Here is a 22485-nt window from a genome sequence, read left to right on the forward strand (position 1 = left end):
TGCTAGGCAATGCTTGTTGCCTTATTCACCTTACTGCCGAGCTGATTTCTTCTGCTTAGGAGCCGGGGCAAGCGGATGCACTGTTAGTTCGCGGTAGCCGTAAGTAGGGTCAGGTTCCCGACGGAAATCAAGCTCCTCTAACACACCTACTACTAATTCAGCGGTGGTATATACAAGGTTGCCGTCGAGCAGATGCCCGCCTAGAGTACGCCCCGTCGAGTCGGATACGGCTAGGTGCAGGTGGCTGCCATTGATGGAAAGCGTACCAACCAACGATACTATCTCGAAGTGCCCTCGGTACACCGTGGCGTTTTCTTGGTTGGCTAGCCGTAGCGTCGCTTGGGTGAGGCTACCCACGCACGTGACCATAGCCCCCGCTCGAATCTGGTGCTGCTGCACGAAGGCATCTAGTTGCTGCCGCAAATCCTGACCAGGCTTTAGGCGTAGCGCGTAGGTGCGCATAGATGAAGCAACAGGCTTACCAGACGGCACAGTGGGCATAGCTGTAGGAGTTTGAGCGAAAATACAGGCTGGCCATAAAACCAGCAGCATGAACAAGCGCATTACAGAAACAATAGAGTTGACTGTAAAGAAATGACAAACAGCGCAAACGCAGACCGGCCGCGGACCAACGTTGTGGTAACTGAACACCCTCAACATTAACCCGCGGCCGGTTTGCGTTTGCGCTGTCTGACAATCTGCTGTACTAGCAGACTCCACAGTTACTGCTACCGATTGAAACGTACGTTGCCGTAGCGCACCCGAATATTGACATTGCTGGCAGCCGGAGCACCAGTTTTCACCACATTAAAGGTGCCTTGCATATCGCTGGAAACGGGGCTGGTTTCTTCGGAAGCAACGCGCACTAGCTTCTTGTCGACGAGCAACTTACCGTGCTGCGTGTTCACATCGAAATTGAAACCAGCTTCGTCCTCGAAGTTTAGCAAGATGGTGCTGTAGCCGCCGTCCAAATTGATTTGACGGAAATTGCGGCCTGTATTGCGTACCTCGAAATTAGGGCAGTACTGCACCGTCATATCCAGCTGGTTGCTGAGCTTGTCAATGCTGAACTTCGAGTAGCCTGATGTGCCGCGCAAGTTGCGCACCGTACCTAGGGCTACGTCGCCGTACTTGCTGTGCACGGTCAGGTCCTGCACTATCCCGATGTTGATGTCGGAGTAATTGTTGCGCAAGTCTACGTTCTGACCACCATCGATGCGCAGGCGCGAGTAGGAGGCGTCGATACCGGCTTGGCGAACGTACGGAACGGCTGCTTGGCCATTGCCAATGCGCAGCAAGTTCTGGCTGCCTTCGAGACGCCCAGTGCGCAGCGTGCCGTACTCGACGGCTAGTTCGGTAGAGCCGCTTAAGTCGCCTAAAATGCTTACCTCTCCAAACGTGTTATGAATGGTCAAAGGTGTATTTCGGGGCAACCAGATGGTGTAGTTTACTTCGTAGAGCTTGGTTCGGCTCCAGCATCCGTGCGGCATGGAACTGAACTTCGACTTAGCCGATACGCCCCCGGTGCTCGGATCGGTTTCCAGCAGCTGCACCTGAATCATTTCCTGTAGCTGCTGCGCTTTCTCGTCGGTTTCGGCGCGGGTAATAATGTCCACGTCGGTCCGAATTTCTGCCCGATTCCACACATTCACTTGTACCCGGCCATAGCGGGTAACCAAGTGGAAGGGTTTGCCGCTCGATACCGCAAAGGTGCGACTTAGCTTGCGAGTTCGTTCGGCGGCTGGTAGTGCTGTTCCGTCGTTCTGCTGCTCTTGCTGAGGATCTTGATCCAGAGAAGCTTGCTGTCCTTGCTGGCAACGCCCATCTATGGGTACCTCCGGTCCTCCACCTTGGGGCCAAAAAATTGGCACTTCCGCCCCCGACTGTTGATAGTACTGAACCTCGGTTGCGGACTGATTGCGGACTGGCTCTTTTGTTTGTTGCTGCGCCTGCACGGTATTGCCGGCCACTACCAGGCAGCTTACCGCCAGCACACGGCTGGTCCACAGAAAAGTGCGGCGGAAATTGTTCATGGCATCGGGTGGTTATCGGCAACCATCATCGGTTGAGCATGGTATTCCTGCACCTGCTCACGGGTGCGGGTCTCCTGATTTAGGATGTCAAGGCGAATTTGCAGGTTACGATTCATCGCCTCCAGCACTACATCTGGCTCCGGATTACGGTAAAGCTCGACCTTTAGCTGACGATAGGTGGAATCGAGGCTAGCTAGCTCACGCTGCCAATCAGCCGTGGACGGAGCGCTGGCTACGGCTGTGGCCGCTTCTAGCTGGCGCAATTCGTTTTGCCGTTCACTGATTTCGGCCGCGTAGTAGGTTTCCATGCGGCGCACGGCAGTGTTTAAATGCTGTGGCGCTTCAGTTGAATTTGCTACTGGCGAAGCACCAAAGTACAAGCCAGCACTTGCGTCGTCCATCTCAGTGATTGGCGCAGCTAGTACCAGTGGCGAAGTACCCGTATTGGCCCAGCCAGTTGTCTGCTGCTGCTTGTTCCATACGGCGCCAGCGCCTGCCATCAGTAACAGAGCTACCGCCGCTGCCACACCAGGCCGAGGCAACCAATTGATGTGGCTACTTCCAGTTTTTGTTGGTTTTGCCGGTGCAACTTCCGGCGCGTCAGGATACAGTTTTACAATGCGCAATGCTTCACTCGCAGCCGCTTCTTCGGAGACGGGAGTTGCAGCGCTGGCCGTGGGTGCAGCCAGTTGCTGTTCGATGTCATCCCACAAATCCGGGCGCGGCTCGAACGCATCGAACTCGGCGCGGTGCCGCTCGATGAAATTCTCCAGTCCGGTTTCTTTGTTGTTCATATGGGGGTGGTACTAGGCACGTGGTTTATGTCAACCCGTCGCGCCCCGTCGTTTTGGGGTGGGCGGTACACGGCAGGCGAAATAAAGTGAGGTAAGAAAGGTGTGTTTACGAAGTCAGACCCCGCTGACACGCTAGTTCAAGCAGCTTTTTGCGGGCCCGGCTATACTGCGACTTAGAAGTGGATTCGGTGATACCTAAAATGCTGGCGATTTCGGCGTGATCATAGCCTTCGAGCAGATATAGGGTCAGTACTACCCGATAGCCATCAGGCAATTCTTGTACGCAGCGCCGCACTACATCGGCTCGCCACTGCACTCCTTCCATATCGGCGGCATGATCAGGCAGTTCCAGGCCCGCCGCATCGTGCTGCTCGCCTAGCGGTACCAGTTGCAAGCGCCGGTTGCGCAGGCAGTTAATACTCTTGTTGATAACAATTCGTTTCAGCCAGCTACCAAAAGACGAATCACCTTTATAACTGTGTAACTCTCGGAAAGCACTCAGAAACGACTCTTGTAGCACGTCCTCCGCCTCGGCAAAATCACCGGTAATCCGCAGTGAGGCGTTGAACATGGCTTTCGAGTAGCGCTTATAAATTTCGGCCTGCGCCCGTCGGTCGCCCAGGCGGCACCGCTCGACCAGCGGGGCATTGATATCGGTATACGCAAAAGCTTCCATAGCGTCGGGCGAAGGCAGCGAATTAGTGGATGGATGATCGTAAATATCCAACTTTCCGGGCAAAGCCGCTAGAGGATGGCGGACATGCAAGCGAAAGACTTAGCTAACGAAGCTGAGGTTGCACAAGGTCCGTAAAAATTCAAATAGCTAGCTCTTTCGCCAATGGCTGGTATGCCTTAATTGGCTTCAGTACCACTAGGAAAAACCCGAACGAAATAGGCCCGCTTGGCAAAACCAAACGGGCCTATGCAGACAAGCCAGCGGTGAAGCTATATTTTCTTACACATCAAACTTGATTCCTTGCGCCAGCGGCAGTTGCGTGCTGTAGTTGATGGTGTTGGTTTGGCGGCGCATGTATACGCGCCATGCATCGGAGCCGGATTCGCGGCCGCCACCAGTTTCTTTCTCACCGCCAAAAGCCCCGCCAATTTCTGCTCCGCTTGTACCAATGTTGACGTTGGCAATGCCACAGTCGGAGCCGGTATGCGCTAGGAAAGCTTCGGCTTCGCGCATGTTTAGCGTGAATATGCTTGACGAAAGACCCTGCCGCACGCCATTTTGCAATGCTATGGCCTCCTCTACCCCACCGCTGTACTGAATCAGGTACAAGATGGGCGCAAAGGTTTCCTCTTGCACCATGTGATAGTGATTTTCGGCCTCTACTAGCGCTGGCTGCACATAGGTGCCAGTTTCGTAGCCAGCACCCGATAGCACTTCGCCTCCAATGAGCAGTTTGCCACCTTCAGCCTGCACATCGGCTAAGGCTTTGGTGAAGTTCTGCACAGCCTGTTGATCAATGAGTGGGCCAACCAAGGTGCCTTCTTGCAAGGGGTTGCCAATAGGTAGGTTGGGGTATATTTTCAAAAGGCGAGTTTTCACTTCCTCGAACACACTCGTATGAATGATAACCCGACGCGTGGTGGTGCAGCGCTGGCCGGCCGTACCCACGGCCCCAAACACAATGGCTCGAATAGCAATATCGAGGTCCGCGTGTTCAGTGACGATAATAGCATTGTTGCCACCGAGTTCCAGCAAAGCGCGGCCAAGCCGGGCTCCTACTACTTCGCCTACCTTTTTGCCCATTCGAGTGCTGCCGGTAGCTGATACCAGTGGTATACGACTATCGGCTGCCATTTGCGCCCCAATTTCAGCCTCACCAACCACTAAGTTGAAAACGCCTTCTGGCAAATCGTTTTCGCGCAGTACATCTGCCAGAATGTGCTGCACGGCTACTGCGGTAAGTGGTGTTTTCTCGGAAGGTTTCCAGATGCATACATCACCGCACACAGCGGCTAGCATGGCATTCCAGCTCCAAACAGCCACGGGAAAATTGAATGCCGATATAATGCCGACAACACCCAATGGATGGTACTGTTCATACATGCGGTGCGCAGGCCGCTCCGAGTGCATCGTGAAGCCATGAAGCTGCCGCGAAAGTCCTACCGCAAAGTCACAGATGTCTATCATCTCCTGGACTTCGCCGAGCCCCTCCTGCAAGATCTTGCCCATCTCATAGCTCACCAGCTTGCCTAAAGGCTCTTTGTACTCGCGGAGCTTGTTGCCGATCTGACGCACTATTTCTCCGCGTTTCGGAGCGGGCACTGTGCGCCAAGTAACAAATGCCGCTTGTGCTGTTTTCACCACATGGTCGTAGTCGGCGGCGGTGGCTAGGGCTACCGCCCCGATACGGCGGCCATCAGCAGGCGAATGGATGGTTTTAGAATGGCTATCGGTAGCACTGCCCATTGCAAGCCGGTGCTCCAAGCTCCATTGGTGGCTTGTATACCTAGCTCGCGCAGCACCTGTTGAATACCGTGGGGATCATGCTCCTGCACGTCGGCGCCAGTAGCAGTTGCTTCTTCTAAGGCTTGTTTCATGATATCGTCAAGAATGGGATGGGGTTAGATGCAGCAAAGGTACTCTCCTTCCAGAACTAAGATTAACAACACGATGCGCAACAAAAGTCCCCTTATCTATACTACACAGCTACTTTCGTGCACCCAAAACCAAGTATGGTATTTTTTCAATAATTATATAAAGAACATGTTTGCTTATATTACATCCAAATCGTGTTACTGATCTGCTTGTCATAGAAAAGCAAAACATTTATCATTACGCCAGATTTCAAGACACTTTGCATTATGCCGCTCTCCGCTTTTGCTGCTCCGCTTGTTGCCACACACGCCGAATACCTCCACCTCACTTACCGCCCCGATCTACAAACGGTTATCTTGCGCTGGTTGCGTGATGTTTCCCTATCTGAATTACAACTAGCTCATCGGGCTGCCCTAGAGTTAACGCTGCACCATAAAGCTGCTTTTTGGTTTGTGGATGTGCGTCGTCGATTAGTAGTTAACAACACTCATACCCGTTGGCTGGCCGATGAATTTCTCCCACATGCAGCGGCCCTGACACCAACAGGTAATTTACGAATAGCCTACCTGACGTCTCCTAGCCGACAACGAATCATTGATGCCGATTCCGATATGCAACTCATCGTCACCCGTGCCGAAAGCAAAGGCCAGCCCTATCGTTTGCGCACTTTTCTCGACGAAGCTTCGGCTATGGCTTGGCTGTTGGAAGGCTGATTAAGCTGGGGTTACACTTGGGAAGAAGCATCTTTCCCAAGATGTTCACCAGAATTGGTAGTTGTCCTCGATTATTACTCTGTCATCGGCTTTCGTAATGTAACCTTGTTACGATGTCTGTTGGGAGAAAGCTTGTTCCAATCGTCAAGTGTTAGCCGGCAAACAGTATGCAGCCTCAAACCTCTACTATCTCCGACCACCTTTCTCTTACCTATCGTGCCGATTTAGGTGTGCTCATTGCGCGGTGGCAACGCCCCGTGACCTTAGAGGAACTGCAAATCGGTTATCGAGCCTTAGCCGATGAAGCAGAGCGCGTAGGGACGGTACGCTGGTTGCTTGATGTACGGGCCCTTACGGTAAGCAAGGAAGCTGGTCAATGGGTGAACGATATGTTCTACCCGACTTTGGCAGCCCGTTTTAACCAGCCTTTGCGCATGGCCTACATGGTACCACCCGATAGTCAGCGCCTTCTGCGTACTGACGCCGAACTAGCCGCACTACTCGAGCGGTTCGAGCAAACAATGTATCCATACTGCTTTCAACTCTTCGACCAAGAAGGTGAAGCGCAAAGTTGGCTGGCTACCCCTATTACTTAAGGCGAAGCCAACGACGAACTATCAAGTTGTTCCTTTTCGGGAACTGTCCTTTGTTGAGAGGCTAGCCTCATTGCCGCCCAAACTCGGTAAATTCGTGATAGGCAACTAAAGAGCATTCATATCCTTAAGCATTTAGATTGCTCTAGCTATTTGCTATGCTAATCCCTTATCTTATACCCCTAGTTTAACTTCATATGCACGCCGTAATGTCAGCCGTGACTTGCTCGATCCAGTACCGCCCCGACCTGGACATTCTGGTGGTACGTTGGCCTGATGATGCGGCCTTGCTACAATTGCAGGCCGACTTCACGGCTGTGTTGGCTGCCGCTCAGCAGCATAATGCGGCCCGCTGGCTGCTGGATGTACGGCGGCGAGAACACATCAGTGTAGAACTTGGTCGGTGGACCACTACCCTTTTTTATCCGCAAGCGGCTAGTCGCCTGGCCCCTCAAGTATTGCATATAAGCGTTTTATGCTCTCCAGCGCGCATGGCTGTGTATGCCGGCGACCCTGTCCAGATGCAATATCTCACGTACGGCCTAGCCCCCGAACGCCCCTACTTCATGCGCCTTTTCGGCGACGAAGGCTCCGCGATGGATTGGCTGCGCGACAAGTAACACCTGACAATCAAAGAACACGGTAATAAAAACCACAATGATTTTCATAGACATAAAAAAGCCTCTGCTGTACGGCAGAGGCTTTTTGTTACTAGCACTGAACGTTATTCAGCCTGCCCAATAGGGTAGTACGCCTTACGGCCGTCAGGGTAAACACCTTCTACCAAGGCACCTTCACTGTCTTTAGCCGCCTCAAGGAATTTCTCTACATCTTGAGGTTTCGTTACCCGGTTCTTATCGATGCGAGTAATGATGAAACCGTCGGCAATACCGGTTTCGCGGAAGTTAGACTTGCCAATGCCGCTGATCTTGGCACCACCATCTAAGCCGAGCTTGTTCATTTCCTGCTTAGATACAGGTGCCAGCGTAGCACCTTCATATTTGATGGCCTTGCTAACCTCTTCGCGGATAATGTCAGTGGTACCCGTTGCGTTGCGCAGAGTGGCTGTAGCAGTCCGAGCATCGTTGCCACGCAGATAGGTTACTTTGATCTTGTCGCCAGGACGGAAGCGCGCTACCTGCTCCTGTAGTTGCGACGAGGTATTCACCTTCGTGCCGTTGATTTCGGTGATGATGTCACCGGGCTTGATACCAGCTTCAGAAGCCGAGCTACCTTCCGTCAACGACTGAACGTAAACTCCATTCAGTGTAGGAAGCTTTTTCTCGGAAGCCAACGTAGCGTCAACTTCTTGAATGCTAACCCCTAGCAGTGCCCGCTGCACCACTTTATATTTCAGTAAGTCGTCGATTACCTTGCTCACGATAGAGCTAGGCACAGCAAATGAGTAGCCTACAAACGAGCCTGTTTGAGAAGCAATAGCCGAGTTGATACCAATTAGGTCACCGTTCAGGTTTACCAATGCGCCACCAGAGTTACCAGGGTTTACGACAGCGTCGGTCTGCAAGAACGACTCGATGCCCATACCCTTCTGGTCACGCAGGATGCTGATGTTGCGCCCTTTGGCCGAGATGATACCAGCCGTAACGGTAGAGTTCAGGTTAAAGGGATTGCCAACTGCCAATACCCACTCACCTACTTTCACTTGGTCGGAGTTGCCGTAGCGAATGAAGGGCAGATTATCAGCCTTCACCTTGAGCAGCGCCAAGTCGGTGGTTGGGTCGGTGCCCACTAATTCGGCGTCAAACTTACGTTTGTCGTCCATGATCACCGTAATCTTGTCGGCTTTGTCGATTACGTGATTGTTGGTAACGATATAACCATTGGCAGCAATGATAACGCCCGATCCAGAGCCCTGCTGCATTCCTTGGCCACGGCCATGATATTGTTCGAAATCGTCGCCAAAGAACTGCCGCAGGAACGGATCCATTTGAGCACCACCCTGGCTAGGCTTCGGCGCGTATTCAGTTGTTACGTGCACCACAGCTGGCGTCACGGATGCTGCCGCCGCCGTGAAGTTGAGACCTTCAGGAACAACGTAGTTGCTGCTACGCAGCTCACTCGTGTACCGAACGTTAGGGTCAGCAGCCACAGTTTGAGGCGTAATAGCACGCTCGGGTTCCAGCAGCTTGTACCCACCCACTGCTACACCACCGCCAAGAATAGCGGAGCCTAACAGACCGAGCATCATTTGTTTTGCTTGCATGGGTAATATGATAGTTGAAGAGGAAAAAGAAGAGAACCTAAGTTACAAATCAAGCATGAAAAGCAAATGAAAATACTTGCTTGTTCTGCTGCAAACGAAAGATGCGTACCTACTAGTATTGGGTTGCATCTGAGGGAGAGTTTTTCGCTATCCTACGCTACGTTTTAGGTGTTGTTCAATGCTTTACAAAACAACAATTAAATCCCTAGCCTAGAGTAACTGATAGCTATATGTACAACACTTGAACCAAGTAAAAAGGCACCCATAAGGATGCCTTTTTTTCAGTTTTTTTTGATGCTTAGCGCACCTCGATGTGATGTTTCGTCACTTTCTTGCTGTCAAAAGGTAACGTCACGCGCAGAATGCCGTCCGTAAGTTGAGCATTGATAGCCGTTACGTCAACAGTCTCGGGGAGGCGGAAGCTGCGGGTGAAGCTGCCAAAGCCAGTTTCAACACGGCGGAACTTAGGGGCATTTTCATCAGCAGCAGGCGCTTTGCGCTCACCACTGATAACGAGTTGGCCTTCCTGAAAATCAATTTTTACGTCCTCTTTCACTACGCCTGGCAAGGCGAGGTGTAGTTCAAAGCCTTGCTCAGATTCTAGCACGTCGGCGGCAGGAACGAAAGACTTAGCGGGCTCCGTAACAGCAGGCAGTGTGTCGCGCAGCATGTCATTCAACAGAGAGTTGAAAGTGCGAGTGGAACGGAGAGCAGGACGGTTGTTATAAAGCAGAGTTGCCATGGTAGCAGATACTATTTTGAAGTCAGAGTTGATGTTTTCCTTTGCAGGTATACCCTCTATCTATAAAATCTATACCAGAACCATTTACTCTACTCTCAATGAGACATTTTGTCTTTATTTTGAAAATTTGTCAATCTTAATATACCAAGCAAGCCTCCATAAATGCTGTTTCTGCGATTTCAGCAGCTATTATAGCGCAATAGCCAATAAGACATAATGTCACAAAATAACTTAGTGCTGCGTTGGAAGCTGACGCCGTTCGAAAGGAACGCCACCTCGGAACAAGGTTAGACGCATATCCAATCCGACCACAGGCGAAACTATGTTAGTCCGGCCGCCTCTAGTTTGGTTACCGCTGGCATCAAACTGCGGCAACGCATTGAGATAATTGGTTTGGGAGGCGACCCAAGGTGTGAAGTCGAAGCGTGGCGACACAATTACGCCTACATCTGCCCGCACGCTACCAAAGTCAATGACCCGTTCTTTCAACTTAGTTTCGTCGCGCTGTAAGCGTAGGTAGGCTACCGCTTCATAAGCAATTCGCGGCCGAATGGCGGTGTGCTCACCTAAAGGAATAACCCGATCCATATCGAGACGCAGACGAGTGATGGCCCGACTTTCAGAACTCTCGCCACCAGGGATATAGTACTCTACCCCAAGGCGCTGCCGAAAATTGAAGCCACCCAGGATGTTCCAATGCCGCACGAACAGTTCAGGCACGACATCAGCATAGAGCTTGCTTACGTCGCCTCCCCTACTATACGCATCATAGAATTCTGCTCGTAGTGTAGCGCCGCCGCTCCATTGCTGGGTCCAAAATCGCTCATAACCTACGTTCAGCCCTACTCGGTCAACCTCAACACCACTGGCAGTTCCAGTCAACAAAGGCGTCCGTAGGCCGACTAACAAATAGTCATCGCCTTTCAGGGCTACCTCTGTTTGCACCTCTGGTAGTAGCCTCGTATCGTCGACGCTGCGGCGCTGCGCTGTAACTGAAATAGCAGAGAATAAGCCAAGCACCAGAAGCAAATAATATAGGTAGCGCATACGTAACGGCTATAGCAAAAGAGTGAGTTTTCTCCTTGCGCATTAATGCGGAGGCACTTATCCACAGCACTTCCACGCTAAGCAGCAGTCTTTAAGATGTATTTGTTTATCGAGCGTAGAGCTTACACCAAATTTCCGGTTGCACCAGCCAGCACAGTCATCTGACGTCAGAAAAAACTAAATCGCAGCTATTCTTATCGGTTGGACAGTTCTTGCAACGTGAGCCAAGCCATCAGGCCAGGTCCTGTTTCCAACGCTGTGGGCTCTATGTCGAAGGTGGGGGTGTGTACGGAAGAAGAGAAGCGGCCATCAGCGGCGCGAGTGCCAAGCCGGTAGAAGCAGGCATCAGCAGCTTGTGAGAAGTACGCGAAATCTTCGGCGGCTAGCCACTGGTCGAGTTCGATGACGTTTTCGGGACCCAAGTATTGTTCGGCGGCCGCGCGGACACGGGCAGTTAGTTGCGGCTCGTTTTCCAGATACGGGTAGCCCCGCCGGATTTCCAGCTCGCACGTAGCGCCCATCGATTCGGCCAGTCCTTCGCACAAACGACGCAAATGCTCGTGGGCTTCGTTGCGCCATTCTTCGTTCAGCGTACGGAAGGTGCCCTCAATGTATACTTCGTTGGGAATAACGTTGGTGGCGCCATTGGCAATGACTTTGCCGAACGAAAGTACAGAGGGCATTTTGGGGCTGGCCCGACGGCTTACAATCTGTTGAGCGGCCACAATAATATGCGCCGCTACCAGTACGGGGTCGAGGTTCATTTCAGGCATGGCGCCGTGACCTCCTTTGCCGCGCACGGTTAGGTATAGCTCGTCGGTGCTGGCCATATACCGGCCCGGCCGGATGCCGATTTGTCCCGCAGGCAGCATCGGGAAAACGTGCTGACCTAGCACGCTGCTAGGTTTAGGATTTTCCAGCACGCCTTCTTTGATCATCAGCGAAGCGCCACCTGGCAGTAGTTCCTCGCCAGGCTGAAACATCAGCTTCACGGTACCCTCAAATTCGTCGCGCAGTTGCGTCAGGATGCGAGCTGTACCGAGCAACGACGACGTGTGTACGTCGTGGCCACAAGCGTGCATCACGCCGGGATTCGTGGATTTGTAGGGCACCTCGTTTTGCTCCGTAATAGGCAGAGCATCCATATCAGCACGCAACGCTACCGTGCGGAAACTTGGGTTGCGTCCTTCGATAAGCGCGACAACGCCAGTATTGGCAATCGGCTGCGGGGAGAGTCCCATTTTGGTTAGCTCTGCCGTCACGAATGCCATTGTATTGAACTCTTTAAACGAAAGCTCCGGATTGGCGTGCAAGTGCTGGCGCAAGGCTACTGTGTCGGCGGCGGTTTCAGTTGCCAGGGCTTTGATACGAGAAAGCAGGTGTTGCATAGACAGACCGTAACACCAACTTTAGGTTGGCGCGTTGTTGAATGATGCCGCAAGATACTCTAACCCGACCGGCATCAACAGCCTATACCAACTGTTCGCTCGTTGAACAATACTGTTGCCTTAGTTGGCTGTCTTATTCAGGAGTACCTGCACCGATTCGAGTTCAGCTTTAGGTGCCAGCGGACGAATGCGCATCATGGCCTGCTCGGCTTCCAAGCGCGTCAGATAGTCGCCGACGTGCAGGCGGAATACAGGCTGCTTGAACGTGAGGTAATCGGTTTCGTCGGGGTAGCGGCTGATGATGGCGCGGCGCACGGCCATGGCCTTTTCACGCTCCAAACCAACGTAAGCCAGAATGCGGTAGCCTTGGGCATACTTCACATTTTGATTGGTGAAGGCTTGGTCGCGCAAGCGCTGTTCGATTTGTGCGTTTACGTGATTTGTAGGCGCCACCACAGGTTTGGGAGCTGGAGCAATAGACTCTTTCGGGGCCGAGAAAGTAGGGCGGTACCGGCTTAAGTCTTCGGCTGGCGCTGCTTGGCCGGTTTGCGTTTGCGCAGTGCGGGACTTAGTAGTATCGGCGGGAGTTTTGGTGCCGGTAGCTGCCGGAGCCGTAGTAGCACAGGCACCGAGTGCAAACAAAGTGGAGAGCAACAACACGTTACGCAGTAATGGTAGTATCATCTTCGTGAAGCAAAACGAGGCTATTAGACGAGCCAATCCGGTCGGCGCCAGCGGCCACCAGGGCCAGAGCGGCAGTGCGAGTCCGAATGCCGCCAGCAGCCTTGATACGAATATTGCCTGGCAACGACTGGCGCATCAGCATTACGTCCTCTACCGAGGCACCACGGCTAGCAAATCCGGTGGAAGTTTTTACAAAATCGGCACCCGCTTCTTCACACAGTTCGCAGGCCAGCACAATCTCGTCTTCGCTAAGCAGGGCTGTTTCAATAATTACTTTCAGCAAGGCCCCGCGCAAATGACACAATTCAGCTAGCTGCCCAATTTCTTCTTCAACCTCTTCTAAATGGCCAGCTTTCAACGCGCTAATGTTGATAACCATATCCAACTCGGTAGCGCCTTCAGTAAGAGCTTGATGCGCTTCAAAGAATTTCACTTTTGCTAACTGATAGCCAAGCGGGAACCCTACGACCGTGCAAACCGCTACGCCAGAATTGCGCAATTGCTCGGCGGCTTGTCGTACGTAGCACGGCGGTACACACACGCTGGCAAAATGGTATTCCTCAGCTTCAGCGCAAAGTTGGCTGATTTGCTCGGGGGTGGCATCGGGGCGAAGCAGCGTGTGGTCGATGTGGGGCGCAAGATTCATATCACTAAAGGTAATGTCAACGAGGAATTTAGCTATGGGTTTTGGGAAGCGGCAAGTGAACTATGTACGTACTATAGTAACTCAATAGACTGTTTATAACACAAAGCGGGAGCCAGCGATTTTCGCCGGCTCCCGCCTCAAGCAATTATTTAGCCGAATTTCTTAGGCTACATCAACTATCACGCACCGATTGTTGAGCAAGTCCTCTTCTACAGTTTTGAATTTCACATCCCGCAGAATTCGGCCGTCCATGTACTGCACGCTCACTTTCTCGTTGCGATTGGCAATTTTCTGTGCCCGCGCTGGCTGCTGCTTTTCGGCAACGGCCGCCTCGTGGTCGATATCCTCAGGACCTGCGCCCAACGACACCGACGACACTTCTTTCTCGGCCTTCAGCTTGGGCATTGGAGCCGGAGTGGGCAATTCGTCTTCGATATAGAATTCGGAGTCATTGGTACCTTCGGCGCCGGCTTGCACCGGTACGTCGGCGCGGAACAGGAAAGCGAGCGTCTCCTCGTTCACTTTGCCGATCATGCCTTTGAACAGTTCGAAGCTCTCGAACTTGTACACCAACAGCGGGTCCTTCTGTTCGTACACGGCGTTTTGCACCACCTGCTTGAGGTCATCCATCTGGCGCAAGTGTTGGGTCCAAGCGGTGTCGATGGTTGACAACACCACGGCTTTCTCCATGCTCCGAATGATTTCGTGGCCCTGCGTGGCTTGGGCACGGCGCAGGTTGGCTACCGCTGATACTTGCTTACGGCCATCGGTGAATGGCACAGCTACGTTCTCGAACGGCGCGTTCTGCGCCAGCAGATCGTTGACCAGCGGCATAGCGTTGCTAGCAATGTGGTCGTTTTTGCTGTGATAATAGCCGAGCGCCTCGTCGTAGAGCTTCTGCGTGAGCGGACCAACGGCTAGGCCTTTCATCTCCTGCTCGGTGATGTAGGTGTCGTAGCCATAGATGCGCAGGATAGCTAGCTTGAAATCTTCGTAGTCGCCGGAAATCTTGTGCGTGCTTACTACGTCTTCGGCGACATCGTAAATCATGTTCCAGATGTCCAGCTCCAGACGCTCACCAAACAGCGCGTTGCGACGGCGCTTGTAGACCACTTCCCGCTGCGCGTTCATTACGTCGTCGTACTCGAGTAGGCGCTTGCGCTGGCCGAAGTTATTTTCCTCAACTTTCTTCTGCGCCCGCTCGATGCTCGACGTAATCATGGAGTGCTGAATTACCTCGCCTTCCTCCAGACCCATGCGGTCCATGAGTTTGGCAATCCGGTCGGAGCCGAACAGGCGCATCAGGTTGTCTTCCAAGCTCACAAAGAACTGCGAAGAACCTGGGTCGCCCTGACGGCCGGCACGACCACGCAACTGCCGGTCGACGCGGCGCGATTCGTGGCGCTCAGTGCCGATGATGGCTAATCCGCCCGATTCCTTGGCAATGCCGCGCAGCTTGATGTCGGTACCACGGCCGGCCATGTTGGTGGCTATGGTTACGGTACCTGGATGACCAGCGGCGGCTACAATTTCGGCTTCGCGCTGGTTCTGCTTGGCGTTCAGCACTTGGTGCGGTATACCGCGCAACTTCAGCATGCGGCTAACTAACTCGGAAATTTCTACGGAGGTGGTACCTACCAGCACGGGGCGGTTGGCTTTCACCAGCTCCTGAATTTCCTCGGCTACGGCATTGTACTTCTCGCGCACGGTCTTGTACACCTTGTCGTGCTCGTCGTGGCGCTGGATGCCGCGGTTGGTGGGTATCACCACTACATCGAGCTTGTAGATGCTCCAGAACTCTCCGGCTTCGGTTTCAGCCGTACCCGTCATGCCGCCCAACTTGTGGTACATGCGGAAGTAGTTCTGCAAGGTCACGGTGGCGTAGGTCTGCGTGGCGTCTTCTACGCGCACGTTTTCCTTGGCCTCAATGGCTTGGTGCAAGCCGTCGGAGTAGCGGCGACCTTCCATTACGCGGCCGGTCTGCTCGTCTACAATCTTCACCTTGCCGTCGTCGGTCAGGATATACTGGTCGTCGCGCTCGAACAAGGTGTAAGCTTTCAGCAGCTGGTTCACGGTGTGCACCCGCTCGCTCTTCTCCTGGTAGTCCTGCATGAGCTGCTCTTTCTGGTGCAGCCGGTCTTCATTGGTGAGGCTCTTGTTGTTTTCGAGCGCCGCAATTTCCGACCCGATATCGGGCATGATGAACAGGTGCGGATCTTCACCCTGCGCCGTAATTAGGTCGATACCTTTTTCGGTTAGCTCGATCTGGTTGTGCTTCTCGTCGATGGTGAAGTACAGCGGCATATCGGCCTGCGGCATCTGGCGCGCGTTGTCTTGCAGGTAGAAATTCTCCACCTTTTGCAGCACAGCCCGCACCCCGGTTTCCGACAAGAATTTAATCAGCGGCTTGCTCTTGGGCAGGCCACGATAAGCGCGGAACAAGGCCAAGCCTGGCTCGCCTTCCTTGGTGCCTTCTTTTCCTTCTTTCAAGCCCTTGCGAGCTTCCACCAAGTACTGCTGCACCAGTTTCTTCTGCGCGTCCACCAGCATCTGAATGCGGGGCTTGAGCTGATAGAACTCGTGCACATCCCCGCGTGGCACGGGACCGGAGATGATAAGCGGCGTCCGGGCATCATCAATGAGTACCGAGTCCACCTCATCGACCATGGCGAAGTGGTGCTTACGCTGCACCAGTTCCTGCGGGTCGCGCGCCATGTTGTCGCGCAGGTAGTCGAAGCCGAATTCGTTGTTGGTGCCGTAGGTGATGTCGGCGGCGTAGGCCTTGCGGCGGGCATCGGTGTTCGGCTGGTGCTTGTCGATGCAGTCCACAGTGATGCCGTGGAACTCAAACAATGGTGCATTCCACTCCGAGTCACGCTTGGCCAGATAGTCGTTGACGGTTACTAGGTGCACCCCGCGCTTGGACAGGGCGTTGAGGAAAGCCGGCAAGGTCGAAACCAGCGTTTTGCCTTCCCCAGTGGCCATTTCAGCAATCTTGCCTTGGTGCAGTACTACACCGCCAATCAGCTGCACGTCGTAATGAACCATGTCCCACGTGATTTCGGCACCGCCGGCAATCCACTTGTTGGCCCAAATAGCTTGGTCGCCCTGAATGGTGACGTTCTTCTTACGCGATGCGTACTCCCGGTCGTAGTCGGTGGCAGTTACCACCAACTGGCCGTTTTCTTTGTAGCGGCGCGCAGTTTCTTTTACGATAGCAAAAGCGTCGGGCAGCACTTCCATGAGCACCACTTCCAGATCTTTGTTGCGCTGCTTTTCCAGCTCATCAATCTGGTCGAACACCTGCTCTTTCTGTCCAATATCCAGCGTAGTATCCTCGTTGACGCGGGCGTGCAAAGCGGCTATCTGGTCGTCGATGCCTTTCAAACGCTCGTCGATGCGGGCACGCACCTCGTTGGTACGCTCGCGCAGTTGGTCGTCAGATAGTTGTGCCAGTTTGGCATATTCGGCATTTATAAGCGCCACGTAGGGGATAATCTCCTTCAAATCTCGGTCCGATTTGGTACCGAAAATTTTGGCGACGGTTTTCCCTAAAAAATCAAACATGCTAGTCTATTTAAGCTGAAACGCGAGGGCGTACCTCAAATTTACGGCGTTTTTCGGGAAACTCCCGGAGCAACACCGCATATGCGTCGCCTCGACCCCCAAAACGACAAAACCCCGCTACCTCAAAAAGGGTGCGGGGTTTCTATAAAAGAAATGTTGTCAGGTTTTGGTTGTGGGCTTTAGGGCCGGATTACGCGGCTTTGGTTTGCCATCAGAAGCATCCAACGATGCAACTCGGCATTGCTAGCGGGCAAGATGCTACAGGAAAACTACGATGCTAGCGCAATGCTTTCCTCGGGTTCTTCCCTCATCTTATGCATCATTTCCATCACGCACTGGTGCAGCCGATCTTCAGCCGAAGGCAGCAAATTGCCTTGGCGGCTACCTAATACACTATACGAAGGACGAGTGGCGGGGAGGCCAAAGGCCTGCATCGAGCAAGGCATAACGAACGATTGGTCCATTCCGGCCATGTCGGCGGCTAGGCGGGCGAGCTCGGCCCAGGTGTAAGCACCTTGGTTGGCCAAATGCCACACGCCTTTCTCCTCGTCGATGAGCAGGTTCAGCGACACATTAACAAGGTCAGGCACGAAGGTGGGCGATATGAGCACGTCGTCGGCGGCTTGGAAGGCTTGCTTGTGCTGCCCGGCTCGCAACGCAGCATACACAAAGTTGTGCTCGTCCCAGGGGCTGAAGAAGGCACTCGTGCGAACTACTAAAGCGTTAGGCTGCTGCATTAGTACGTCGCGCTCGGCGAGGCGCTTGCTGTTGCCATACACGTTTAGCGGCCGGGGCTGGTCGCTTTCCACGTACGCCGACGACTTGTTGCCGTCGAATACCAAGTCGGAAGAGAACGTGAGCAACTGAATGCCGCGCGCAGCGCAGGCCGTAGCCAGAATGGTGGGACCGATGGCATTTTCACGGTAGCACCGCTCGAAATCCTTTTCAGCTTCATCAACCCGCACGTAGCCGGCAGTGTTTACCACGGCCCAAGGGTTGTGCTTTGCAATGGCTTTTTCCACGGAAAGCACATCTGTAATATCAAGCTCGGAGCGGTTGAGAATCACCGTTTCGATGCCTCGGGTGGCGCATATGCGTTGGAAGGCTCTGCCTAACGTACCCGTGGCGCCCGTAATTAACAGCGGCTGAATAGTCGGCTGCAATAGATTGGCCGACAATTCATTGGAAGGTAATATTTGCATCGTATTTAGGTGGTCTGGTGGGTAGGACAATGGTGGTGGTAATGGAAACGTTCTTCCCTTTCCCACCAACCTTTAGACTGTAACAGAGGATGTTCATAATGCCCGTCGCGCGAGAGGCTGCGAATCATTTTGAACAGCGCTGTTGGCCGTGGCGTACCGCCTGACATATCAAAAACGCCGCTTTCGTAGAAGGTACCCGGTCGGGTTAGCAACGAATTCCAGTCGTAAGCGCCAAGCAACGACCAGATGGTAATGGCCCGCATATCAACTCCTTCTGCTTTGAGTTGATTGGCCGTATTCCAAGCTTGCTGTACCCACCGCATTTGCTCTTCGCGGGTGCAATCAATATGAACTTCGGTTACCGCTAGCGGCAGGTTGTACCGCTCCCACGCTTCCATGAGTAACCGGTATTGGCCGGTTAGTTCCACTAGGCGTACCCGCACGGCTTCCACATCGGCATAGTCGGGTCGTTCGTTGCAGGAGACCCGGTGGTGGCCTTGGTAGGCCTCGTGGTTCTCATCGAGAAACCGCTCACTGGTAATGTAATAGTTGATGCCCAGCACATCGGGTGGGCAGGGGTCCGAAACCAGCTCCATCAACTCACTTTCGGTGGCACAATTGGTTCGCAGGTAGTCCCACATCGGGTGGTCCTGGTCGATGCGGCCACACAGCAAATCAAAGGTTAGCCAGCGGCGGTTGTTCTCGTACTCGGCTTGGTATTCCAGCGCCGGGGTGCACTGCGTTTTGCCGAGGTCTTCGGTTTGCACCAACTGCGCTTGCGGGTTGATTTTCCGCACCGCTTGCATGGCCGCTTTCGTGCCTTTGATGTGGTTGAGTTGGATGCGCACAAACGTCTGATCGTCGATGCCATGCGGATACCAGATGCCGTAGAGGCCGCTGAAGCGAGCCGTCGTGAGGGGCTCGTTTACTGGCGTATAATGGTTGATCCAAGGATAGCGCTCGGCTACCATTTCGGCGAAGCGGGCCAGCCCCGGCACGAAGTTCTCCCGATGCAGCGCCGTATAATGCGGGCCACTGCCGTGGTGCAACAGCGTAACGATAGGGTCGATGCCAAGCTCGCGTAGGCGATTCAGGCGCTCATCGGTCCAGGACCAATCGGGTTCGTCGAGGCTATTAGGAGCAACTTGCTCCCACAGCACTGGGTAGCGTAGTTTCTTGATGCCAAGGTCGGCGAACAAGTCGAGGTCTTCGACCCGATACCGATGCCCGCTGCTTTCGAGCTGATCGGTGTAGCCTTCGCCAATGCGACGAATGGTACATTCTACGCCGCCCCACATTTCAACATTCTTGTCAGGCATAGTTTGGGCTTTGGAAAGGAAGTAGGCTAGGCAACTTACAATCGGCTTTGTTTAGCCATAAAGTGACGAGGTTGCCCGGTCCTAAAACAAGCCTGTCATCTATTCTCGGGATATAAGACCGCACAGGGCCTCGTCCCGAGAGTAGATGACAGTTCTCACTGAGCGACTATAATCGTCAGCTTCATAACAAGTTTTTATCGTGGCCGGATGGCCCTACGAGAAGCTGGAAGAACGCCTCGCAGGACTTCTGGTGAGATGGTCGGAGTGCGAAGCCGCAAGCAGGATGGATGCTTATGACTGCGCTACGGACCACTTTAGCTTACGGCTTGCCTTTGGCCGGATCGCGCGGTACGAGCTTATCGATGATGGAAGCGGAACCGGTAATGGCAGGCTTGGCAGCAGCTTTCACAGCTTCCTCGCTCTTCTCGGTTAGCTTTTTGTAAAGCGTCAGGGCTTGGGCTACCACCTGGTCCATGTTGTAGTAGCGGTAGGTAGCCAAGCGGCCCACAAAGTGAACGTTTGGCGTATTGTCGGCCAGCTTCTTGTACTGGTTGTACAACTCCGCGTTTTCGGGCTGTGGTACTGGATAGTACGGGTCGCCCTCGGCTTTCGGATACTCGTACACGATAGCCGTTTTGGGGTGCTTCTGGCCGGTGAGGGCCTTGAACTCCGTGATACGGGTGTAGAGGTTGTCGTTGGGGTAGTTGACCACGGGCGCCTCCAGGTAGTTCTCCTGGTTGAGGGTTTCGTGCTTGAACTCCAACGAACGGTACGGCAGCTTGCCATACTTGAAGTCGAAATACTCGTCTACTGGACCCGTGAAAATCATTTCCTTGAACGGAATGAAGTCGATGATGTCGTGGTAGTCGGTGTTGAGCATCACCTTAATGTTGGGGTGATCCAACATCTTCTCGAACATGCGGGTGTAGCCGTGCAACGGCATGGCCTGGTAGGTATCGGTGAAGTAACGGCTGTCGCGGTTAGTGCGGGTAGGCACGCGCGATGTTACCGACTTATCGAGCTCCGAAGGATCGAGGCCCCACTGCTTGCGGGTATAGTTGCGGAAAAATTTCTCGTATAACTCGCGGCCTACTTTACTAACTACTACGTCTTCCGACGTTTTGATAACGGGAACTTCCTCGGCCAACGACTCTAGGAACTGCTCTACCTCGAAGCTATTGAGCGAGAGGCCATAGAGTTTGTTGATGGTATCGAGGTTGATGGGCATCGGCACGAGCTGTCCGTCAACGGAAGCCAATACGCGGTGCTCATACGGGCGCCAATCAGTGAAGTTGGAGAGGTACTCGAATACGTCTTTCGAGTTGGTGTGGAAGATATGCGGTCCGTATTTGTGGACTAGGATGCCTTCTTCGTTGTAATGATCATAAGCATTGCCGGCAATATGGTTGCGCTTATCTACAACGAGAACTTTCTTATTCGAACGGGTAGCTAGGCGCTCGGCCAGCACACTGCCGGCAAACCCGGCCCCTACTATTAGATAATCGAACATAAGCTAAGAGTGTTTTGGAAAGGATTAGGGAGAAGAAGAAAGATCAGGAAGCTGAAACCAGCGACGAATCTGTTGTTTCGGTGGCTAGTACGGCCGTTTTGGCTTGGAGGCGGTTCAACATAAGGTCCCGCATTTGCTGCCAGGTCAGGTCCCAAGAGATAGTAGCCAAGTATTCGTCCGTACGACGGCGCCAATCGGCGTCTTGCGTCTGAACAAGGGCTTTCTCGATGGCGCGCCCGAACTCATCGGCGGTGGCAGCAATCTGTACGAGGTTAAGATCCCCGTAGGGCCGCACTACGTCGCGGATAGGCGTGCTGACTACCGGGCGGCCAGCGGCCAAGTATTCCGGCGTCTTGGTGGGGGAAATGTACTTGGTGCTTTCGTTGTCGGCGAATAGTAACGTGGCAACATCCCACCCGTGCAGGTAAGAAGGCAATTGCAGGTAGTCTTTCCCACCCAAGTAGTGGATATTCTCCTGACGGGGCAGCACGTCGTGGCTGATCTTCACAACGGGCCCGATGATGACGAACTGCCATTCGGGGTGTGCATCGGCGAGCTGACGCAACAGTTCAATGTCGAGGCGCTCATCGACTACGCCGAAGAAGCCGATACGCGGGTGGGCAATACCAGCCTGGTCGGCCGGATCGTCCATGGGCTGGCGAGCCAACCCGAAGTGGTCTTTGTCGATGCTGCTTGGGAAAGGGTGTGCATCGTGGTGCTGTAGCTTCTTGGATTCGTAGATGGTGTAACCGCCCGTGAATACCAAGTCTGCTTTCTTGAACAACTCCTGCTCCCGCTCCCGTAAGCCTGCGGGCGCAAATTTGAAGCTGGCCAACTCATCCATGCAGTCGTAGATGGTGAGAACGGGCCGAAAGTTGCGCGACTTATTGAGCGCCATCGGCGTGTAATACCAGAAGATGTACTGCGTGAAATTTTCCTTCTCGAAGTATTCAGCTAATAGTCTGCTTTGCTCGGCGTCGGAATCTTGCCACGTCAAGCCAAAGGGCAAATGGGCAACAACTACTTTGACGCCGTTTTGGCGCTCTTTAATTTCAAGATGTGGTTCTACTTGGTCGGGATGAACGAAGGGGTCTTCCACGTAAAGTACCCGGCCATGTTGCGCAAAACGCGACAACAAATGCTGTGGGCGTTGCCACACAAAATCCCAATGAAGATGGGCAAAGCATACCAAATCCGGAAACGTTCCGGAAGGTGTTTGAGGAGCGGATAGATTTTGGTCAGAGGCAGAGGAGTTCACCTGCGCTGGGTCGTTCAGCGACATAGATCGTTAGTAAGTGAAAATAGTGTTACACCAGCGGGTCTACACAGTAGCCTAAAAAGTCACCACCCGGTTGGTTTTAGATTATACGCCACTCCTCGATAAAAGGATACACGGCAATGAGGAGATTTGGTTTAGCTGATAAGTTCAACTGTAAAACCACTCAAGCTAATTATTACCAGAATTAGCATCT

General features: G+C 53.4%; 18 protein-coding genes and 1 pseudogene. 3 read left to right on the plus strand and 16 right to left on the minus strand.

The window, feature by feature from the left end; all coding sequences use genetic code 11:
* Positions 1 to 30: 30 nt before the first annotated feature.
* The 5 genes and pseudogenes from MUN86_RS19035 to amaB all read right to left on the minus strand — a co-directional run bounded on the left by MUN86_RS19035 (position 31) and on the right by amaB (position 5380).
* On the minus strand, positions 31 to 501 hold the full coding sequence (locus tag MUN86_RS19035; protein ID WP_245119618.1) for a PPC domain-containing DNA-binding protein: 471 nt from the start codon (positions 499 to 501) through the stop codon (positions 31 to 33).
* A 227-nt stretch (positions 502 to 728) separates the two neighbouring features.
* The gene (locus MUN86_RS19040) at positions 729 to 2033 is read right to left on the minus strand and encodes a hypothetical protein (RefSeq protein WP_245119619.1); all 1305 of its coding nucleotides are present in this window, start codon (positions 2031 to 2033) and stop codon (positions 729 to 731) included.
* A complete protein-coding gene (locus MUN86_RS19045; RefSeq protein ID WP_245119620.1) occupies positions 2030 to 2827 on the minus strand; it encodes a hypothetical protein in 798 nt (265 codons plus the stop codon). The genes MUN86_RS19040 and MUN86_RS19045 overlap by 4 nt, the downstream gene beginning before the upstream one ends.
* A 106-nt stretch (positions 2828 to 2933) precedes the next feature.
* Positions 2934 to 3503 (minus strand): RNA polymerase sigma factor, encoded by a 570-nt coding sequence (locus tag MUN86_RS19050; protein ID WP_245125799.1) that lies wholly within the window; start codon positions 3501 to 3503, stop codon positions 2934 to 2936.
* Positions 3504 to 3782: 279 nt separating this feature from the next.
* Positions 3783 to 5380, minus strand: a pseudogene (gene amaB, locus MUN86_RS19055) (L-piperidine-6-carboxylate dehydrogenase).
* Positions 5381 to 5644: 264 nt separating this feature from the next.
* On the opposite strand from amaB, the gene MUN86_RS19060 reads away from it, so the two are divergent.
* The 3 genes from MUN86_RS19060 to MUN86_RS19070 all read left to right on the plus strand — a co-directional run bounded on the left by MUN86_RS19060 (position 5645) and on the right by MUN86_RS19070 (position 7304).
* Entirely contained in the window at positions 5645 to 6091 is a 447-nt protein-coding gene (locus MUN86_RS19060) for a hypothetical protein (RefSeq protein WP_245119621.1), read from the plus strand.
* Between the two features lie 167 nt (positions 6092 to 6258).
* Positions 6259 to 6687 carry a SpoIIAA family protein gene (locus MUN86_RS19065; RefSeq protein WP_245119622.1) on the plus strand — a complete coding sequence of 143 codons (429 nt, stop codon included), beginning with the start codon at positions 6259 to 6261 and terminating at the stop codon, positions 6685 to 6687.
* 206 nt (positions 6688 to 6893) lie between these two features.
* Positions 6894 to 7304 (plus strand): hypothetical protein, encoded by a 411-nt coding sequence (locus MUN86_RS19070; RefSeq protein WP_245119623.1) that lies wholly within the window; start codon positions 6894 to 6896, stop codon positions 7302 to 7304.
* A gap of 104 nt (positions 7305 to 7408) precedes the next feature.
* Here the strand turns inward: MUN86_RS19070 and MUN86_RS19075 are convergent, their stop codons facing one another.
* From MUN86_RS19075 to MUN86_RS19125, 11 genes are all read right to left on the minus strand, one after another.
* On the minus strand, positions 7409 to 8908 hold the full coding sequence (locus MUN86_RS19075) for a Do family serine endopeptidase (RefSeq protein WP_245119624.1): 1500 nt from the start codon (positions 8906 to 8908) through the stop codon (positions 7409 to 7411).
* A gap of 298 nt (positions 8909 to 9206) precedes the next feature.
* The gene (locus MUN86_RS19080) at positions 9207 to 9650 is read right to left on the minus strand and encodes an Hsp20/alpha crystallin family protein (protein ID WP_245119625.1); all 444 of its coding nucleotides are present in this window, start codon (positions 9648 to 9650) and stop codon (positions 9207 to 9209) included.
* Between the two features lie 231 nt (positions 9651 to 9881).
* Complete coding sequence (locus MUN86_RS19085; RefSeq protein ID WP_245119626.1) at positions 9882 to 10697, minus strand: hypothetical protein; 816 nt, start codon at positions 10695 to 10697, stop codon at positions 9882 to 9884.
* A gap of 194 nt (positions 10698 to 10891) precedes the next feature.
* Positions 10892 to 12085, minus strand: a complete 1194-nt coding sequence (locus MUN86_RS19090; RefSeq protein WP_245119627.1) for a M20 metallopeptidase family protein — start codon at positions 12083 to 12085, stop codon at positions 10892 to 10894.
* A 120-nt stretch (positions 12086 to 12205) separates the two neighbouring features.
* Positions 12206 to 12769 (minus strand): sporulation protein, encoded by a 564-nt coding sequence (locus MUN86_RS19095; protein ID WP_245119628.1) that lies wholly within the window; start codon positions 12767 to 12769, stop codon positions 12206 to 12208.
* Positions 12747 to 13415 carry a deoxyribose-phosphate aldolase gene (deoC, locus tag MUN86_RS19100; protein WP_245119629.1) on the minus strand — a complete coding sequence of 223 codons (669 nt, stop codon included), beginning with the start codon at positions 13413 to 13415 and terminating at the stop codon, positions 12747 to 12749. The genes MUN86_RS19095 and deoC overlap by 23 nt, the downstream gene beginning before the upstream one ends.
* 162 nt (positions 13416 to 13577) lie before the next feature.
* Positions 13578 to 16982 carry a preprotein translocase subunit SecA gene (gene secA / locus MUN86_RS19105; RefSeq protein WP_245119630.1) on the minus strand — a complete coding sequence of 1135 codons (3405 nt, stop codon included), beginning with the start codon at positions 16980 to 16982 and terminating at the stop codon, positions 13578 to 13580.
* 269 nt (positions 16983 to 17251) lie between these two features.
* Positions 17252 to 18184 (minus strand): dTDP-4-dehydrorhamnose reductase, encoded by a 933-nt coding sequence (gene rfbD / locus MUN86_RS19110; RefSeq protein WP_245119631.1) that lies wholly within the window; start codon positions 18182 to 18184, stop codon positions 17252 to 17254.
* A 5-nt stretch (positions 18185 to 18189) separates the two neighbouring features.
* A complete protein-coding gene (locus tag MUN86_RS19115; RefSeq protein ID WP_245119632.1) occupies positions 18190 to 19503 on the minus strand; it encodes a family 1 glycosylhydrolase in 1314 nt (437 codons plus the stop codon).
* Between the two features lie 319 nt (positions 19504 to 19822).
* Positions 19823 to 21013, minus strand: coding sequence for a UDP-galactopyranose mutase (gene glf, locus MUN86_RS19120; RefSeq protein WP_245119633.1), 1191 nt, complete (start codon positions 21011 to 21013; stop codon positions 19823 to 19825).
* Positions 21014 to 21056: 43 nt separating this feature from the next.
* Positions 21057 to 22295, minus strand: a complete 1239-nt coding sequence (locus tag MUN86_RS19125; RefSeq protein WP_245119634.1) for a glycosyltransferase family 1 protein — start codon at positions 22293 to 22295, stop codon at positions 21057 to 21059.
* Positions 22296 to 22485: the final 190 nt, after the last annotated feature.

It is taken from the genome of Hymenobacter volaticus, from assembly GCF_022921055.1.
Taxonomy (GTDB): domain Bacteria; phylum Bacteroidota; class Bacteroidia; order Cytophagales; family Hymenobacteraceae; genus Hymenobacter; species Hymenobacter volaticus.

What these genes read in the sequence shown, in the direction of transcription:
- MUN86_RS19085 (WP_245119626.1), bottom strand. Translation starts at nt 10,697, where the DNA reads ATGCGCTACCTATATTATTTGCTTCTGGTGCTTGGCTTATTCTCTGCT.
- MUN86_RS19040 (WP_245119619.1), bottom strand. Translation starts at nt 2,033, where the DNA reads ATGAACAATTTCCGCCGCACTTTTCTGTGGACCAGCCGTGTGCTGGCG.
- MUN86_RS19125 (WP_245119634.1), bottom strand. Translation starts at nt 22,295, where the DNA reads ATGTCGCTGAACGACCCAGCGCAGGTGAACTCCTCTGCCTCTGACCAA.
- deoC (WP_245119629.1), bottom strand. Translation starts at nt 13,415, where the DNA reads ATGAATCTTGCGCCCCACATCGACCACACGCTGCTTCGCCCCGATGCC.
- MUN86_RS19070 (WP_245119623.1), top strand. Translation starts at nt 6,894, where the DNA reads ATGTCAGCCGTGACTTGCTCGATCCAGTACCGCCCCGACCTGGACATT.
- MUN86_RS19050 (WP_245125799.1), bottom strand. Translation starts at nt 3,503, where the DNA reads ATGGAAGCTTTTGCGTATACCGATATCAATGCCCCGCTGGTCGAGCGG.
- MUN86_RS19035 (WP_245119618.1), bottom strand. Translation starts at nt 501, where the DNA reads ATGCCCACTGTGCCGTCTGGTAAGCCTGTTGCTTCATCTATGCGCACC.
- secA (WP_245119630.1), bottom strand. Translation starts at nt 16,982, where the DNA reads ATGTTTGATTTTTTAGGGAAAACCGTCGCCAAAATTTTCGGTACCAAA.
- glf (WP_245119633.1), bottom strand. Translation starts at nt 21,013, where the DNA reads ATGTTCGATTATCTAATAGTAGGGGCCGGGTTTGCCGGCAGTGTGCTG.
- MUN86_RS19080 (WP_245119625.1), bottom strand. Translation starts at nt 9,650, where the DNA reads ATGGCAACTCTGCTTTATAACAACCGTCCTGCTCTCCGTTCCACTCGC.
- MUN86_RS19045 (WP_245119620.1), bottom strand. Translation starts at nt 2,827, where the DNA reads ATGAACAACAAAGAAACCGGACTGGAGAATTTCATCGAGCGGCACCGC.
- MUN86_RS19095 (WP_245119628.1), bottom strand. Translation starts at nt 12,769, where the DNA reads ATGATACTACCATTACTGCGTAACGTGTTGTTGCTCTCCACTTTGTTT.
- MUN86_RS19090 (WP_245119627.1), bottom strand. Translation starts at nt 12,085, where the DNA reads ATGCAACACCTGCTTTCTCGTATCAAAGCCCTGGCAACTGAAACCGCC.
- MUN86_RS19060 (WP_245119621.1), top strand. Translation starts at nt 5,645, where the DNA reads ATGCCGCTCTCCGCTTTTGCTGCTCCGCTTGTTGCCACACACGCCGAA.
- rfbD (WP_245119631.1), bottom strand. Translation starts at nt 18,184, where the DNA reads ATGCAAATATTACCTTCCAATGAATTGTCGGCCAATCTATTGCAGCCG.
- MUN86_RS19115 (WP_245119632.1), bottom strand. Translation starts at nt 19,503, where the DNA reads ATGCCTGACAAGAATGTTGAAATGTGGGGCGGCGTAGAATGTACCATT.
- MUN86_RS19075 (WP_245119624.1), bottom strand. Translation starts at nt 8,908, where the DNA reads ATGCAAGCAAAACAAATGATGCTCGGTCTGTTAGGCTCCGCTATTCTT.
- MUN86_RS19065 (WP_245119622.1), top strand. Translation starts at nt 6,259, where the DNA reads ATGCAGCCTCAAACCTCTACTATCTCCGACCACCTTTCTCTTACCTAT.